This window comes from Streptomyces sp. NL15-2K (genome assembly GCF_030551255.1).
Classification (GTDB): domain Bacteria; phylum Actinomycetota; class Actinomycetes; order Streptomycetales; family Streptomycetaceae; genus Streptomyces.
This window is the reverse complement of record NZ_CP130630.1, coordinates 758,135-770,428: the sequence shown is the minus strand read 5'-3', so window position 1 is coordinate 770,428 and position 12,294 is coordinate 758,135. Positions and strand designations below refer to the sequence as shown.

General features: G+C 70.6%; 13 protein-coding genes. 9 read left to right on the top strand and 4 right to left on the bottom strand.

Features of this window, described 5'->3' with window-relative positions; translation table 11 throughout:
• Positions 1-38: 38 nt before the first annotated feature.
• Positions 39-1,541, top strand: coding sequence for a cytochrome bc complex cytochrome b subunit (locus Q4V64_RS03135; protein WP_124437046.1), 1,503 nt, complete (start codon positions 39-41; stop codon positions 1,539-1,541).
• Here Q4V64_RS03135 and Q4V64_RS03130 read toward each other — a convergent pair.
• Together Q4V64_RS03130 and ctaD are read right to left on the bottom strand one after the other, a co-directional pair.
• A complete protein-coding gene (locus Q4V64_RS03130) occupies positions 1,471-1,860 on the bottom strand; it encodes a cytochrome c oxidase subunit 4 (protein ID WP_124437045.1) in 390 nt (129 codons plus the stop codon). The genes Q4V64_RS03135 and Q4V64_RS03130 overlap by 71 nt on opposite strands.
• Complete coding sequence (gene ctaD / locus Q4V64_RS03125; protein ID WP_124437044.1) at positions 1,857-3,530, bottom strand: cytochrome c oxidase subunit I; 1,674 nt, start codon at positions 3,528-3,530, stop codon at positions 1,857-1,859. Before ctaD ends, Q4V64_RS03130 begins: the two co-directional genes overlap by 4 nt.
• Before the next feature lie 180 nt (positions 3,531-3,710).
• Between ctaD and Q4V64_RS54720 the strand changes: the two genes are divergently transcribed.
• The 5 genes from Q4V64_RS54720 to Q4V64_RS03105 all read left to right on the top strand — a co-directional run bounded on the left by Q4V64_RS54720 (position 3,711) and on the right by Q4V64_RS03105 (position 7,728).
• Positions 3,711-3,893 (top strand): hypothetical protein, encoded by a 183-nt coding sequence (locus tag Q4V64_RS54720; protein ID WP_124437043.1) that lies wholly within the window; start codon positions 3,711-3,713, stop codon positions 3,891-3,893.
• Between the two features lie 121 nt (positions 3,894-4,014).
• Complete coding sequence (locus tag Q4V64_RS03120; RefSeq protein ID WP_124437042.1) at positions 4,015-5,082, top strand: glucose-1-phosphate thymidylyltransferase; 1,068 nt, start codon at positions 4,015-4,017, stop codon at positions 5,080-5,082.
• Positions 5,079-6,056, top strand: coding sequence for a dTDP-glucose 4,6-dehydratase (gene rfbB / locus Q4V64_RS03115; protein ID WP_124437041.1), 978 nt, complete (start codon positions 5,079-5,081; stop codon positions 6,054-6,056). Before Q4V64_RS03120 ends, rfbB begins: the two co-directional genes overlap by 4 nt.
• Positions 6,053-6,928, top strand: coding sequence for a dTDP-4-dehydrorhamnose reductase (gene rfbD / locus Q4V64_RS03110; protein ID WP_124437040.1), 876 nt, complete (start codon positions 6,053-6,055; stop codon positions 6,926-6,928). The genes rfbB and rfbD overlap by 4 nt, the downstream gene beginning before the upstream one ends.
• Positions 6,925-7,728, top strand: a complete 804-nt coding sequence (locus Q4V64_RS03105) for a class I SAM-dependent methyltransferase (RefSeq protein ID WP_124437039.1) — start codon at positions 6,925-6,927, stop codon at positions 7,726-7,728. Before rfbD ends, Q4V64_RS03105 begins: the two co-directional genes overlap by 4 nt.
• A 55-nt stretch (positions 7,729-7,783) precedes the next feature.
• Here the strand turns inward: Q4V64_RS03105 and Q4V64_RS03100 are convergent, their stop codons facing one another.
• Both Q4V64_RS03100 and Q4V64_RS03095 read right to left on the bottom strand, forming a co-directional pair.
• Entirely contained in the window at positions 7,784-7,921 is a 138-nt protein-coding gene (locus Q4V64_RS03100) for a hypothetical protein (RefSeq protein ID WP_172628967.1), read from the bottom strand.
• Positions 7,918-9,876, bottom strand: coding sequence for a glycosyltransferase family 2 protein (locus Q4V64_RS03095; RefSeq protein ID WP_124437038.1), 1,959 nt, complete (start codon positions 9,874-9,876; stop codon positions 7,918-7,920). Before Q4V64_RS03095 ends, Q4V64_RS03100 begins: the two co-directional genes overlap by 4 nt.
• 223 nt (positions 9,877-10,099) lie before the next feature.
• Here Q4V64_RS03095 and Q4V64_RS03090 point away from each other — a divergent pair, with 223 nt between their 5' ends.
• The 3 genes from Q4V64_RS03090 to Q4V64_RS03080 all read left to right on the top strand — a co-directional run bounded on the left by Q4V64_RS03090 (position 10,100) and on the right by Q4V64_RS03080 (position 12,287).
• On the top strand, positions 10,100-10,600 hold the full coding sequence (locus Q4V64_RS03090) for a metallophosphoesterase (RefSeq protein WP_124437037.1): 501 nt from the start codon (positions 10,100-10,102) through the stop codon (positions 10,598-10,600).
• Positions 10,601-10,696: 96 nt separating this feature from the next.
• The gene (locus tag Q4V64_RS03085) at positions 10,697-11,107 is read left to right on the top strand and encodes a DUF2267 domain-containing protein (protein ID WP_124437036.1); all 411 of its coding nucleotides are present in this window, start codon (positions 10,697-10,699) and stop codon (positions 11,105-11,107) included.
• A gap of 67 nt (positions 11,108-11,174) precedes the next feature.
• A complete protein-coding gene (locus Q4V64_RS03080) occupies positions 11,175-12,287 on the top strand; it encodes an aminoglycoside phosphotransferase family protein (RefSeq protein ID WP_124437035.1) in 1,113 nt (370 codons plus the stop codon).
• The last annotated feature ends 7 nt before the right edge of the window (positions 12,288-12,294 follow it).

Genomic DNA, 12,294 nt, shown 5'->3' with positions numbered 1-12,294 from the left:
GACAGCACGGCAGTGCTGGAACAGGGAGGCGGTCGGGAGTGGAGCGTGAGCGGTCCGGGGCACGTCCGGGGACACGGTTCGCCGACGCGGCGGACGGACGCCTGCCCGTCCTCGACGGCGGCGGGCGACTGCTGCGCAAGGCGTTCCCCGACCACTGGTCGTTCCTCCTGGGCGAGCTCGCCCTCTACAGCCTGGTCGTTCTCGTCCTGACGGGCGTATGGCTGACCCTGTTCTTCCGGCCCGAGATGACCGAGGTGCTGTACGACGGCCGATATGTGCCGCTGCGCGGCGTGCGCATGTCGGCCGCCTTCGACTCCACCGTGCGCATCAGCTTCGACGTGCGCGGCGGCCTGCTGATGCGGCAGGTGCACCACTGGGCGGCCCTCGTCTTCGTCGCCGCGATCGGAGTGCACCTGCTGCGGATCTTCTTCACCGGGGCCTTCCGCCGCCCCCGTGAACTCAACTGGGTCGTCGGGCTCACGCTGTTCGTGCTCGCCCTCGCAGAGGGCTTCGCCGGCTACTCGCTGCCCGACGATCTGCTGTCCGGCACGGGCATGCGCATCGCCCAGGGCATCATGCTGTCGATCCCCGTCGTCGGCACATACGTGAGCATGTTCGCCTTCGGCGCCGAGTTCCCGGGCGAGGACATCATCACCCGGCTGTACGCCCTGCACGTCCTGCTGCTGCCCGGCGCCCTCATCGCTCTGGTCACCGTGCATCTCATCCTGGTCTTCCACCTCAAGCACACCCAATGGCGCGGCCCGGGCCGCTCGCAGCGCAACGCCGTCGGAAAACCCTTCTTCCCCCGGTTCACGGCGACGACCACCGGCCTGTTCCTGATGGTCTTCGGGGTGCTCGCGCTGCTCGGCGGCCTCGCCCAGATCAACCCGGTGTGGACCTACGGCCCCTACCGTCCCGACCTTGTCTCGACCGGCGCCCAGCCCGACTGGTACGTCGGCTTCCTGGAGGGCGCGCTGCGGCTCGTCCCGCCGTGGGAGACGAATCTCGCCGGTCACACCCTGATGTGGAACGTGCTGCTCCCGGCGGTCGTCCTGCCGGGGCTGATGTTCCTCGCCCTGTACCTCTACCCGTTCGTCGAACAGCGTCTGACCGGTGAGGGACAGCGGGAGCAGCACCTGTGCGACCGGCCCCGCGAACGCCCCGTCCGCACCGGACTCGGCGTCGCCGGCATCACCTTCTACGGCGTCCTGCTGCTGGCCGGCGGCAACGACGTCGTCGCGCAGACCTTCCGGATCTCGGTGAACACCCTGACCTGGGTGCTGCGCGTGGCCCTGATCGTCGGCCCGGTCGTCGCGTTCATGCTCACCCGACGGCTGTGCCACGCACTGATGGCCGCCGAGCGGGAACGGCTCCGGGAGGGGGTGGAGTCGGGGGACGTGCGGCAGACCGTCGAGGGCGGCTACGCGAGCGACCACCGTCCGCTCGGGGCCGGTCGGCCCGGAGCCCCGCTCACCCCTCCCGGTCGACGTACTGGAACACCAGCCCCAGAACACCGCGGGCCAACACGGCACACCCGATGAGGAACAGCCACAGCCCGTAGACCACCCCCGTGGCGGCCACGGCGAAACCCAGCGCCGTGACCACCGGCCACCGGCTGTCCGGCGGGAAGAACTCCAACGGGCCCGCGCCGTCGGCCACTTCGGCGTCGCCGAGGTCCTGCGGGCGCCGGCCCTTGCGGCGGTACTGCACCGCACTGAAGAAGGAGACGACGGCGCCCATCAGGAACGCGATCACCAGCACCGCCGTCCCGGCCGGCTCCTGGGACCACCAGCCGTACAGGGCGGCCACTCCCGCGAAGAACAACGCCACCACACCGAACAGCAAGGCCTCGGTCCTCATCGCAGCCCCTGCTCCTTCTCCTGCTGGACGATCCCCGGATGGTGCAGATCGAACGCCGGCGCCTCGGACCGCACCCGGGGCAGCGCGAGGAAGTTGTGACGCGGCGGCGGACACCCGGTCGCCCATTCCAGCCCCCGCCCGTACCCCCAGGGGTCGTCCACGGTCACTGGCCGCCCGTAGCGGGCGGTGCGCCAGACGTTGTAGAGGAAGGGCAGGGTGGACACCCCGAGCAGGAACGCCCCTGCCGACGACAGGGAGTTGAGCAGGGTGAAGCCGTCGGCGGCCAGGTAGTCGGCGTACCGGCGGGGCATGCCCTCCTCGCCCAGCCAGTGCTGCACCAGGAAGGTCAGCTGGAACGCCGGGAACAGCAGCCAGAAGTGCAGCTTGCCCAGCCGCTCGTCGAGCAGCTTCCCGGTGAACTTGGGCCACCAGAAGTAGAACCCGGCGAACATCGCGAACACCACGGTGCCGAACAGCACGTAGTGCAGATGCGCCACGATGAAGTACGAGTCGGTGAGGTGGAAGTCCAGTGGCGGCGAGGCGATGATCACCCCGCTCAGCCCGCCCAGCAGGAACGACACCAGAAAGCCCAGCGCCCACAGCATCGGCGTCTCGAACGACAGCGACCCCCTGTACATGGTGCCGATCCAGACGAAGAACTTGATCCCGGTGGGCACGGCGATCAGGAACGACATCAGGGAGAAGAACGGCAGCAGTACGGCGCCGGTGGCGAACATGTGGTGCGCCCACACGACCGCGGACAGCATGGTGATCGCGACGGTCGCGCCGATCAGCGGCAGATAGCCGAACAGCGGCTTGCGTGAGAACACGGGGATGATCTCCGTGATGATCCCGAAGAACGGCAGGGCCACGATGTAGACCTCGGGATGACCGAAGAACCAGAACAGGTGCTGCCACAGGATCGCCCCGCCGTTCGTCGCGTCGAAGACGTGCGCGCCGAACTTCCGGTCCGTCTCCAGCGCCAGCAGCGCCGCGGTGAGCACGGGGAACGACGGCAGCACGAGGATCGAGGTGAACAGCACGTTCCAGGTGAAGATCGGCATCCGGAACATGGTCATGCCGGGGGCCCGCAGGCACATGATGGTGGCGATGAAGTTGACGGCGGTCAGTGTCGTCGACACGCCCGTCACCACCAGGCCCATCACCCACAGGTCGGCGCCCGCCCCGGGGGAGTGGTAGGCGCTGTTCAGCGGGGCGTAGGCGAACCAGCCGAACGCCGCCGCCCCGCCGGGGACGACGAAGCCCGCGACGACCATCAGCCCGCCGAAGAGGTACATCCAGTACGACAGGGCGTTGAGCCGCGGGAAGGCCAGGTCCGGGGCGCCGATCTGCAGGGGCATCACGACGTTGGCGAAGCCGGCGAACATCGGGGTCGCGAACAGCAGCATCATGATCGTGCCGTGGATCGTGAAGAGCTGGTTGTAGGTGTGCTCGTTCACGAACTGCAGCCCCGGGCGGGCGAGTTCGGCCCGTATGGCCAGGGCCAGCAGGCCGCCCAGAAGGAAGAAGCCGAAGGCCGTGACCATGTACAGACGGCCGATCACCTTGTGGTCGGTCGTCGAGGTCCAGCGCAGCAGCGCCCTGCCGAGCGAGCGCTCAGGGACGCCGGGCCACTCGGCGGCCTCCCCATGTTCCGACAAATCCGTCATCGTCCTCCTCTCCGGACCGCGGCGACGCTACCGCCGCCCACCAGGGAGCCGTTCGCGCCACGCCCTGTGGTTTGACCGGATCACCACAGGGGACTCGTTGGCACAGCACGGAAGGACGGAGCGCCCCCGGCCCCGCAGCGGCCGGGGGCGGCGACGGACTCAGAAGGAAGATGAAACGCTGTGACCGCGCAGACCAGTGAGCCAAAACCCGTTGTCCGACGGCCAGAGACGGGCTGGTCCAGGGCCCGCCGACTGCGGAGCGAACGCGCTTTGCGGACCTGTCTCCCGGCGGTCGAGGACCGGAGCACACCGCGCACGGCCCGCCCGGAATCCGAGGGGAACATTTTCCGCGGCGAGGACTGACCGCCCGCGGCCATGACCAACGGCTCCCGGCCGCCGTAACCCGGAGCCCACCGCTGCCGTAACCGACGAGCCACACCCCCGCCATGGTCCGTTCCCCGGGGGACGCACTATGGTGACGCAGATGAAGGCTCTCGTGCTGTCCGGGGGTGCCGGTACGCGGTTGAGGCCGATCACACACACCTCGGCCAAGCAACTGGTTCCCGTGGCGAACAAGGCTGTCCTGTTCTACGGCCTGGAATCCATCGCCGCAGCGGGTATCACCGACGTCGGAATGATCGTCGGTGACACCGCCGCGGAGATCGAGGAGGCGGTCGGCGACGGATCGCGCTTCGGTCTGAAGATCACCTACATCCCTCAGGAACGCCCCCTGGGACTCGCCCACGCGGTGCTGATCGCCCGGGACTATCTCGGCGACGACGACTTCGTGATGTACCTGGGCGACAACTTCATCGTCGGCGGCATCACCGACCTCGTCGAGGAGTTCCGCGCAAACCGGCCCGACGCCCAGATCCTGCTCACCCGCGTGCCCGACCCCCGCTCCTTCGGCGTCGCCGAACTCGACCCCACCGGGCAGGTCATCGGCCTGGAGGAGAAACCCGAACGCCCCAAGAGCGACCTCGCCCTGGTCGGGGTGTACCTGTTCACGCCCTTGATCCACGAGGCGGTGCGCTCCATCGAGCCGTCCTGGCGAGGCGAGCTGGAGATCACCCACGCCATCCAGCAGCTGATCGACACCCGCGCCGACGTACGCTCCACGACCATCAAGGGCTACTGGAAGGACACCGGGAACGTCACGGACATGCTCGAGGTGAACCGGATGGTCCTGGAGAGCTTCGACCGCCGTATCGACGGCGAGGTGGACGAGGCGACCGAGACCGTCGGCCGGGTCGTGGTGGAGGAGGGGGCGCGGATCGTGAACTCACGCATAGTCGGCCCCGTCGTCATCGCCGCCGGCACGGTGGTCAGCGACTCCTACGTCGGCCCCTTCACCTCCGTCGCGGAGAACTGCCGGATCACCGACAGCGAGCTGGAGTTCTCCATCGTCCTGCGTGACTCCTCGATCCGCGGCGTGGGCAGGATCGAGTCCTCACTGATCGGCCGCCATGTCGAGGTGACCCCGGCACCCAGTGTGCCCAGCGCCCACCGTCTCGTCCTCGGAGACCACAGCAAGGTGCAGATCCATTCATGAACCTCCTCGTCACCGGCGCCGCCGGGTTCATCGGCTCCGCGTACGTCCGCGGGCTCCTCGCCTCCGGCGAACCCGACGCGCCACGGATCACGGTGCTGGACAAGCTCACCTACGCCGGCACCCTCGACAACCTCGAACTCGACCATCCCCGGCTGGAGTTCGTGCAGGGCGACATCCGTGACGCCGAACTCGTCGACAAGCTGATGGCCGACGCCGACCACGTGGTGCACTTCGCCGCCGAGTCACACGTCGACCGTTCGATCACCGGGGCGGACGACTTCGTCCTCACCAACGCGGTGGGCACGCAGACCCTGCTGGAGGGGGCCCTGCGCCAGGGCGTGGAGACCTTCGTGCACATCTCCACCGACGAGGTCTACGGCTCCATCCAGGAGGGCTCCTGGCCCGAGGAGCACCCGCTGCGGCCCAGCTCCCCGTATTCCGCCTCGAAAGCCTCCTCCGACCTGCTCGCCCTGGCCTATCATCACACCCACGGCCTGGACGTCCGGGTCACCCGCTGCTCCAACAACTACGGCCCGCACCAGTTTCCCGAGAAGGTCATCCCGCTGTTCATCACCAATCTCCTCGACGGGAAGAAGGTCCCGCTGTACGGGGAGGGCCTCAACGTCCGCGACTGGCTGCACGTCGAGGACCACTGCCAGGGCGTCGAACTCGTGCGCACCAAGGGCCGCCCCGGCGAGGTGTACAACATCGGCGGCGGCACCGAACTGAGCAACAAGGAGCTGACCGGCCTGCTGCTCGAGGCCTGCGGCGCGGACTGGGACAGCGTGGAGTACGTCACCGACCGCAAGGGCCACGACCTGCGCTACTCGGTCGACTGCTCCAAGGCGCGCACCGAGCTCGGCTACCGCCCCCGGCACGACTTCGCGGACGGCCTCGCCGACACCGTCGCCTGGTACCGGGACAACCGCGCCTGGTGGGAGCCGCTGAAGCGACGCGCCCAGGGACTGTCATGAGGTGGCTGGTCACCGGCGCGGGCGGCATGCTCGGCCACGACATGGTGGACGAACTCCGGCGCCGCGGCGAGGAGGTGACAGGGCTGGACCGCACCGCCCTGGACATCACCACCGCCGAAGCCGTCGAGGGGGCGTTCGCCGAGCACCGCCCCGACATCGTGGTCAACTGCGCCGCGTACACGGCCGTCGACGACGCCGAGAGCGACGAGGAACGGGCGCTGCGGATCAACGGCGACGGACCCCGGCTGCTGGCCCGCGCCGCCGCCGAGCGGGGCGCCCGACTGGTCCACATATCCACCGACTACGTCTTCCCCGGCGACGCCCGCACCAGTCCCTACCCCGAGGACCACCCGCCCGCCCCTCGCACGGCCTACGGCCGCACCAAGCTCGCCGGAGAACAGGCCGTGCTGCGCGAACTGCCCGGCGCGGGCGTCGTCGTACGCACCGCCTGGCTCTACGGAGTCCACGGCCGCAGCTTCGTGCGTACGATGGCCGAGCTCGAAGCCCGCCGCGACACCGTCGACGTAGTCGACGACCAGCGCGGACAACCGACCTGGAGCGCGGACGTCGCCGAAGGCATCGCGGACCTCGGCCCCCGGGTGGGCCGCGACGCGAGCGGCGTCCTGCACGCCACGAGTTCCGGCGAGGCCACCTGGTACGAACTGGCTCGCGAGGTGTTCGCGCACCTCGGAGCCGACCCGGACCGGGTGTGCCCCGTCAGCAGCGCGGCCTTCCCACGGCCCGCGCCGCGCCCCGCATACAGCGCCCTCGCGCACGGCCGCTGGCAGCGGCTCGGCCTGCCGCCGCTGCGTGACTGGCGCACCGCTCTGCACGAAGCAATTCCCCGGATCCGCAAGGAGTCCCCTGCGTGAAACGCCATGAGTTCCTGCGGGAGCTGCACAAGGCCAGCGCCAACCGCAACTACCTGGAGATCGGAGTCAACGACGGCCGCAGCCTGACACTGTCCCGTGTCCCCAGCGTCGCCATCGACCCCGCCTTCAAGGTGGTCACTGAAATCAAGTGCGACGTCCACCTGGTGAAGGCCACCAGCGACGACTTCTTCGCCCGTGACAATCCCCTCGCCCACCTCAAGGGCGGCCGCCACCCGGTGCGCAACCTGCGCCGGGGCCGCAGCCCGATCGGGTACTGGCGGCGTACGACCCTCGATCTGTCGTTCATCGACGGCATGCACCTGTTCGAGTACGCGCTGCGCGACTTCATGAACGTGGAGAAGCACTCCGACTGGTCGAGCGTGATCGTCCTGGACGACATGCTGCCGCGCAACATCGACGAGGCGGCCCGCGACCGGCACACCGGCGCCTGGACGGGCGACGTCTACAAGGTCTACGAGATCCTCAAGCGGTACCGCCCCGACCTGGTCACCGTCCACGTCGACACCCAGCCCACCGGACAGCTCGTCGTCTTCGGCGCCGATCCCGGCAACACCGTGCTGCACGACAAGTACGACGAGATCATGGCCGAGTACAACGTGCCGGACCCGCAGAAGGTCCCCGAGGCGATCCTGGAACGGGTGCGGGCGGTGCAGCCCGAGACGCTGGTACAGGCGCCGTTCTGGCGCGCCATGGTGAAGGCCCGCAACCTCGGCGTGCCGCGCTCCCGCGGCTGGGAACCGCTGCGCAACGCTGTGGAACAGCTCTCCGTCAGCCGGTGAACCGCTGCCCGGAACCCCGGCTGCCGACGGCGGCCGGGGTTCCGGGCGTTCAGGGTCAGGCGCCGGGGTTCCCGCCGCGCAGGGCCGTGTAGTAGGCGGAGCAGGTGGAGTAGGCGGAGCAGGCGGCGTACGACGGCAGCAGACCCGACCGCTCCGCCTCCGCCCCCTCGATTCCCAAGGAACGCAACTTCATCGCCTCCATGCCTTGAGCCGGGAGGCCGCCTTCCCCCGGACCCTGCCGAGCACACGCCGCGCCTTGCGGGCCAGCCGCAGTGCGACGCCGGGCTGCGGCTTCCGCACCACCTGCACACCGCCCATCCCACCGCGCAGGGCGAACGGCAGCGCGAGGAAGCGCGGCTCGTCGGCATCCGGCGCCGGACACAGCGCGACCCGCCAGGCCGCGCCCTTCAGCCGCCCGACGGGCAGCACGGCCTCCAGAGCGGCCGCGGAGCCGTCGGAGGACGGGGACAGGGTGCCCGGACCGTCGAAGGAGGTGGTGCCGCCGCTGAACCGCAACCGCACCTCGGTGTCGCCGGGGACGTGCAGCGGCAGGGGCGCGCTCAACCGGTCACCGGTGACGGTGACCTTCTCGGGCGCGAGGTCACCCAGGCCCAGGCGTTTGGTCGCCCGGTCGACGTCCAGGGCGAGGCTGCCCTGCCGTTCGGTCCAGTACGGCAGCACGACACGGCCGCCGACCAGGCCGGCGGACCCGGCCGTCCGGCCCTTGCGGGGGACCGGACCGAGGCGGCACTCCTTGGTCCAGCCGCCCAGCTTGACGCGGACGAAGGCGTCCCACAGCCCGGCGTCCGGCGGGGTGCCGCCGGCCGCGGTGGCGGGATCGACGGCGGCCGTCGCGCGCAGCACCAGCCGGACCCGCTCACCCTCCTGAGCCGGGACGATCTCGCGGGTGAACTCCACGGGCTGGAAGTACTGCGCGCCGCTGGAGCGCTCCCGCAGCATCAGCTCGGCCGTGGCCTTGCCGAAGCGGGCGACGCTGTCGGCCTCCACCCAGGCGACCGCCTCGGCGATGTCCTTGGGCGGTCCTTCCAGCCGGGTGCCGGTGGGGCGCGCCGGGTACGTCATCGGCCGGCCGCCGCTCGTGTACTCGGCGGCGAGGTCGATCCGCAGCGAGCCGTCCTCCCACCGGATGCTTCCGGGCTCGGCCTTGAGGGCGACCGAGGTCTCCCACTCGGCGAACGCCACGACGTCGTCGGCCCGGTCGGCCCCGATCAGCGCGGCGACGATCCGCTGCGTGGGCTGGAGCCCGGCCGCCGCACCGGGCCCGAAGCGCTCGACGACGACCCCGTGGATCTCGTCGAACAGCTCCTTGCGGTAGTCCGCCGGCAGGGCGAGCAGGCGCCGGCCGCGCATGCGCTCGACCATCTCGTTGCGCAGCCAGCGCCGGTGGAGCTTGTCGCGCACCGGTCCCGGCTCGGTGTACCGCTCGACGACGTCGAGGGCCTCGCGGAGGTTCTTGAAGTACCCGACCGGGTCGAAGCGCTGGAAGCCCGCGTTGGAGGCGTCGTCCCGTCGGACGTGGTAGTAGCAGACGTAGTCGCTGAGCACCGAGACGTTGTCCGCGCGCAGGAACGCCTCGGTGACGAAGACGTGGTCCTCGAGGCGCCGCCTGCCCTCCGGAAACCTCAGGCCGATGTCGTCCAGGAAGGCCCGGCGGAACATCTTGTGCGGAGTGAGGCTGTCGATCAGGGGGGCGTTCTCGACGGTGGCGCGCGGGTGGTTGCGGCGGAACAGTTCCACCGGCACGGACCGGCCGCGGCCGGCCATCTTGCCGATCACCACGTCGGCGCCGTTGGCCACCCCGTAGTCGTACATCCGCTCCAGGGCCTCGTCGCCGAGGTAGTCGTCGTTGTCCACGAACATGACGTACTCGCCCTTGGCGGCGGCGATCCCGACGTTGCGGGGCTTGCCCGACCACCCGGAGTTCTCCTGGTGGACGACCGTCACCCGAGCGTGCTCGGCGGCGAGCGCGTCGAGGCGCGCGGGCGTGCCGTCGGTGGAACCGTCGTCGACGAAGATCACTTCGTACTCGTCGGGAGGCAGCGACTGCCTCAGCAACGAGGCGACGCAGTCCTCGATGTAGGTCCCCGGGTTGTAGACGGGAACGATGACGCTGACCTTGACCGGCATCGAGCTGCGGGCCCCCTCAAGTCGCTGGTGCCCCGACAGGCGACGTTCGCCCCGTCGCGGCAAACGTTGCCTGTCGGGGCACTAGCCATGGGCGGAGCGGCTGGTTGCGCGTGGGCAGATGCTAACGCCACCGGCTGTGAAGCCCATCACCGGCCTGCCGCTGCGCGGTGTCGCACGGCGGCCCTTGACCGTCCACCGGCGCCGGTCGGCCTACGCTGGCCCCGTGCGCCTGCTCCTGATGTCCGACACGCATCTCCCCAAACGGGCCAGGGAACTGCCCGCGCGGCTGCTCGCCGAGATCCCCCGCGCGGACGTCGTGTTCCACGCCGGGGACTGGGTCGACACGGCCACCCTCGACCTGCTGGAGAGCCGCTGTGGCCGGCTCGTCGCCGTGTACGGCAACAACGACGGGCCGGCGCTGCGCGCACGGCTCCCCGAGGTGGCGTACGCCGAACTGGCCGGCCTGCGCTTCGCGGTCGTCCACGAGACGGGTCCCGCGCAGGGCCGCGAGGCCCGCTGCGCCGCCCGCTTCCCGGACACCGACGTCCTGGTCTTCGGACACAGCCACATCCCCTGGGACACCACCGCCTCCACCGGCCTGCGCCTGCTCAACCCCGGCTCCCCGACCGACCGGCGACGTCAGCCCCACTGCACGTACATGACGGCGACGGCGGCCGACGGCCGGCTCACGGACGTGACACTGCACCGGCTGCCGCCGCGCTGACGGCCGGTTTCGGGCGCACCGGCCCGGGCACCCGGGACGCCCGACGACCAACCGCGTCGCCACCGAAGCCGAAACGACCACGAGGTGGTGTGAGTCATGCAGCACGACGCGTTCATCGGCCAGGTGCAGGCCCGAGCCCGGCTGGACAGCCGAGGGTCCGCCGAACGGGTGACCAGGGCCAGTCTGGAGACGCTGGGGGAACGCGTGCCGTCCACGGTGGCCGAGAAGGCCGCGGCTCAGCTTCCGCACGAGATCGGTGAGCATCTGCGCCGAGTGGCCCATCAGCCCGGCGAGCCCTTCACCGGCGAGCGGATGACCCAGGCGGACTTCTTCACCCGGGTCGCCGAGCGGGCCGGCACCTCCTACCCCAAGGCGATCCACGAGGCCCGCTGCGTGATCGAGGTGGCGGACGAGGCCACCAACGGGGCCCTCGGCACCGATGTCCGCCCGTCCCTCGACGCCGAACTGGAATCCGTCCTCTTCGCGGGCAGCAGCGGACACACGTGAGGGCCGCGCCAGGGATGGTCTGACACGGAGGCCGACCCCACGCCAAATTCGGTGGACCCATGGGCCGTTGCCCGCTGGACTGGGGCACGTGCTGATCGACGCCCCGCTCGTACGCAAGCTGCTCGCCGCCCAGTTCCCGCGGTGGGCGGAGCTTCCCCTCACCCCGGTCCCGCAGTCCGGCATGGACAACGCCACCTTCCGGCTCGGCTCCGACCTCTCCGTCCGGCTGCCGCGCTACGCCCGCTGGGCCGGACAGGTGGTGCGCGAGCACCGCTGGCTGCCACACCTCGCTCCCCAGCTGCCGCTGCCGGTCTCCGAGCCGATCGCGGCAGGCGAGCCGGGGGAGGGCTACCCGTACCCGTGGTCGGTGTACCGGTGGCTGGAGGGGGAGACGGCGAGGCCCGAGGACCTGACCGACCCCGTCCGGACCGCCCTCGACGTCGCCGGGTTCGTCAGGGCCCTCCGGGGTATCGACGCCACGGGCGGACCCGGCCCCGAGGACAGCAACGCCTTCCGCGGGGTGCCGATGGGCGACGAGCGGGACTCCATCGCCGGCGAGGCCCTCGTACGGTCCAGGATCGAGGCGCTGACGAAGACCGGCCTCGTCGACACGGACGCGGTGACCGAGGTGTGGGAGGCCGCCCTAGGGCCTGTGTCGAAAGTGGCGCCTGCCGGGCGACGCCTGGCACGCACTCTCGCCGCACCGGGCGAAAGCCCAAGTACAACCAGTACGAGGGCTTCCGCCCGGCACGCCGAGAGCACGCACCAGACGCCGCCCGGCCCGCCCTCCGGGCGGACGACGCCACTTTCGACACAGGCCCTAGCGGCGCCCGCCTGGGACCGGCCTCCGGTGTGGATCCACGGCGACCTCGACACCGGGAACCTGCTGACCGTGGACGGCCGGCTCAGCGCCGTCATCGACTTCGGGACCCTGGCCGTGGCCGACCCGGCGGTGGACCTGCTGCCCGCCTGGAAGATCCTGCCGACCCCGGCCGCCCGGGACGCCTTCCGGGAGGCGGTCGGCCTCGACGACGCGACCTGGGCACGGGGGCGCGGATGGGCGGTGGCCGGATCGCTGCCGGTGCCGGACGACCCGTTCTTCCAGGCGGATCCCGCCCGGGTGACGGCCGCCGTGCGGCACTTGGAAGCGGTCGTGGAGGACCACCGCCGTCACGGCTGACGGTCCG

Bases quoted from the DNA above. Each gene is read 5' to 3' on its own strand.
- Q4V64_RS03130 (WP_124437045.1), bottom strand. From the start codon at position 1,860: ATGAGGACCGAGGCCTTGCTGTTCGGTGTGGTGGCGTTGTTCTTCGCG.
- ctaD (WP_124437044.1), bottom strand. From the start codon at position 3,530: ATGACGGATTTGTCGGAACATGGGGAGGCCGCCGAGTGGCCCGGCGTC.
- Q4V64_RS03120 (WP_124437042.1), top strand. From the start codon at position 4,015: ATGAAGGCTCTCGTGCTGTCCGGGGGTGCCGGTACGCGGTTGAGGCCG.
- rfbB (WP_124437041.1), top strand. From the start codon at position 5,079: ATGAACCTCCTCGTCACCGGCGCCGCCGGGTTCATCGGCTCCGCGTAC.
- rfbD (WP_124437040.1), top strand. From the start codon at position 6,053: ATGAGGTGGCTGGTCACCGGCGCGGGCGGCATGCTCGGCCACGACATG.
- Q4V64_RS03100 (WP_172628967.1), bottom strand. From the start codon at position 7,921: ATGAAGTTGCGTTCCTTGGGAATCGAGGGGGCGGAGGCGGAGCGGTCG.
- Q4V64_RS03095 (WP_124437038.1), bottom strand. From the start codon at position 9,876: ATGCCGGTCAAGGTCAGCGTCATCGTTCCCGTCTACAACCCGGGGACC.
- Q4V64_RS03085 (WP_124437036.1), top strand. From the start codon at position 10,697: ATGCAGCACGACGCGTTCATCGGCCAGGTGCAGGCCCGAGCCCGGCTG.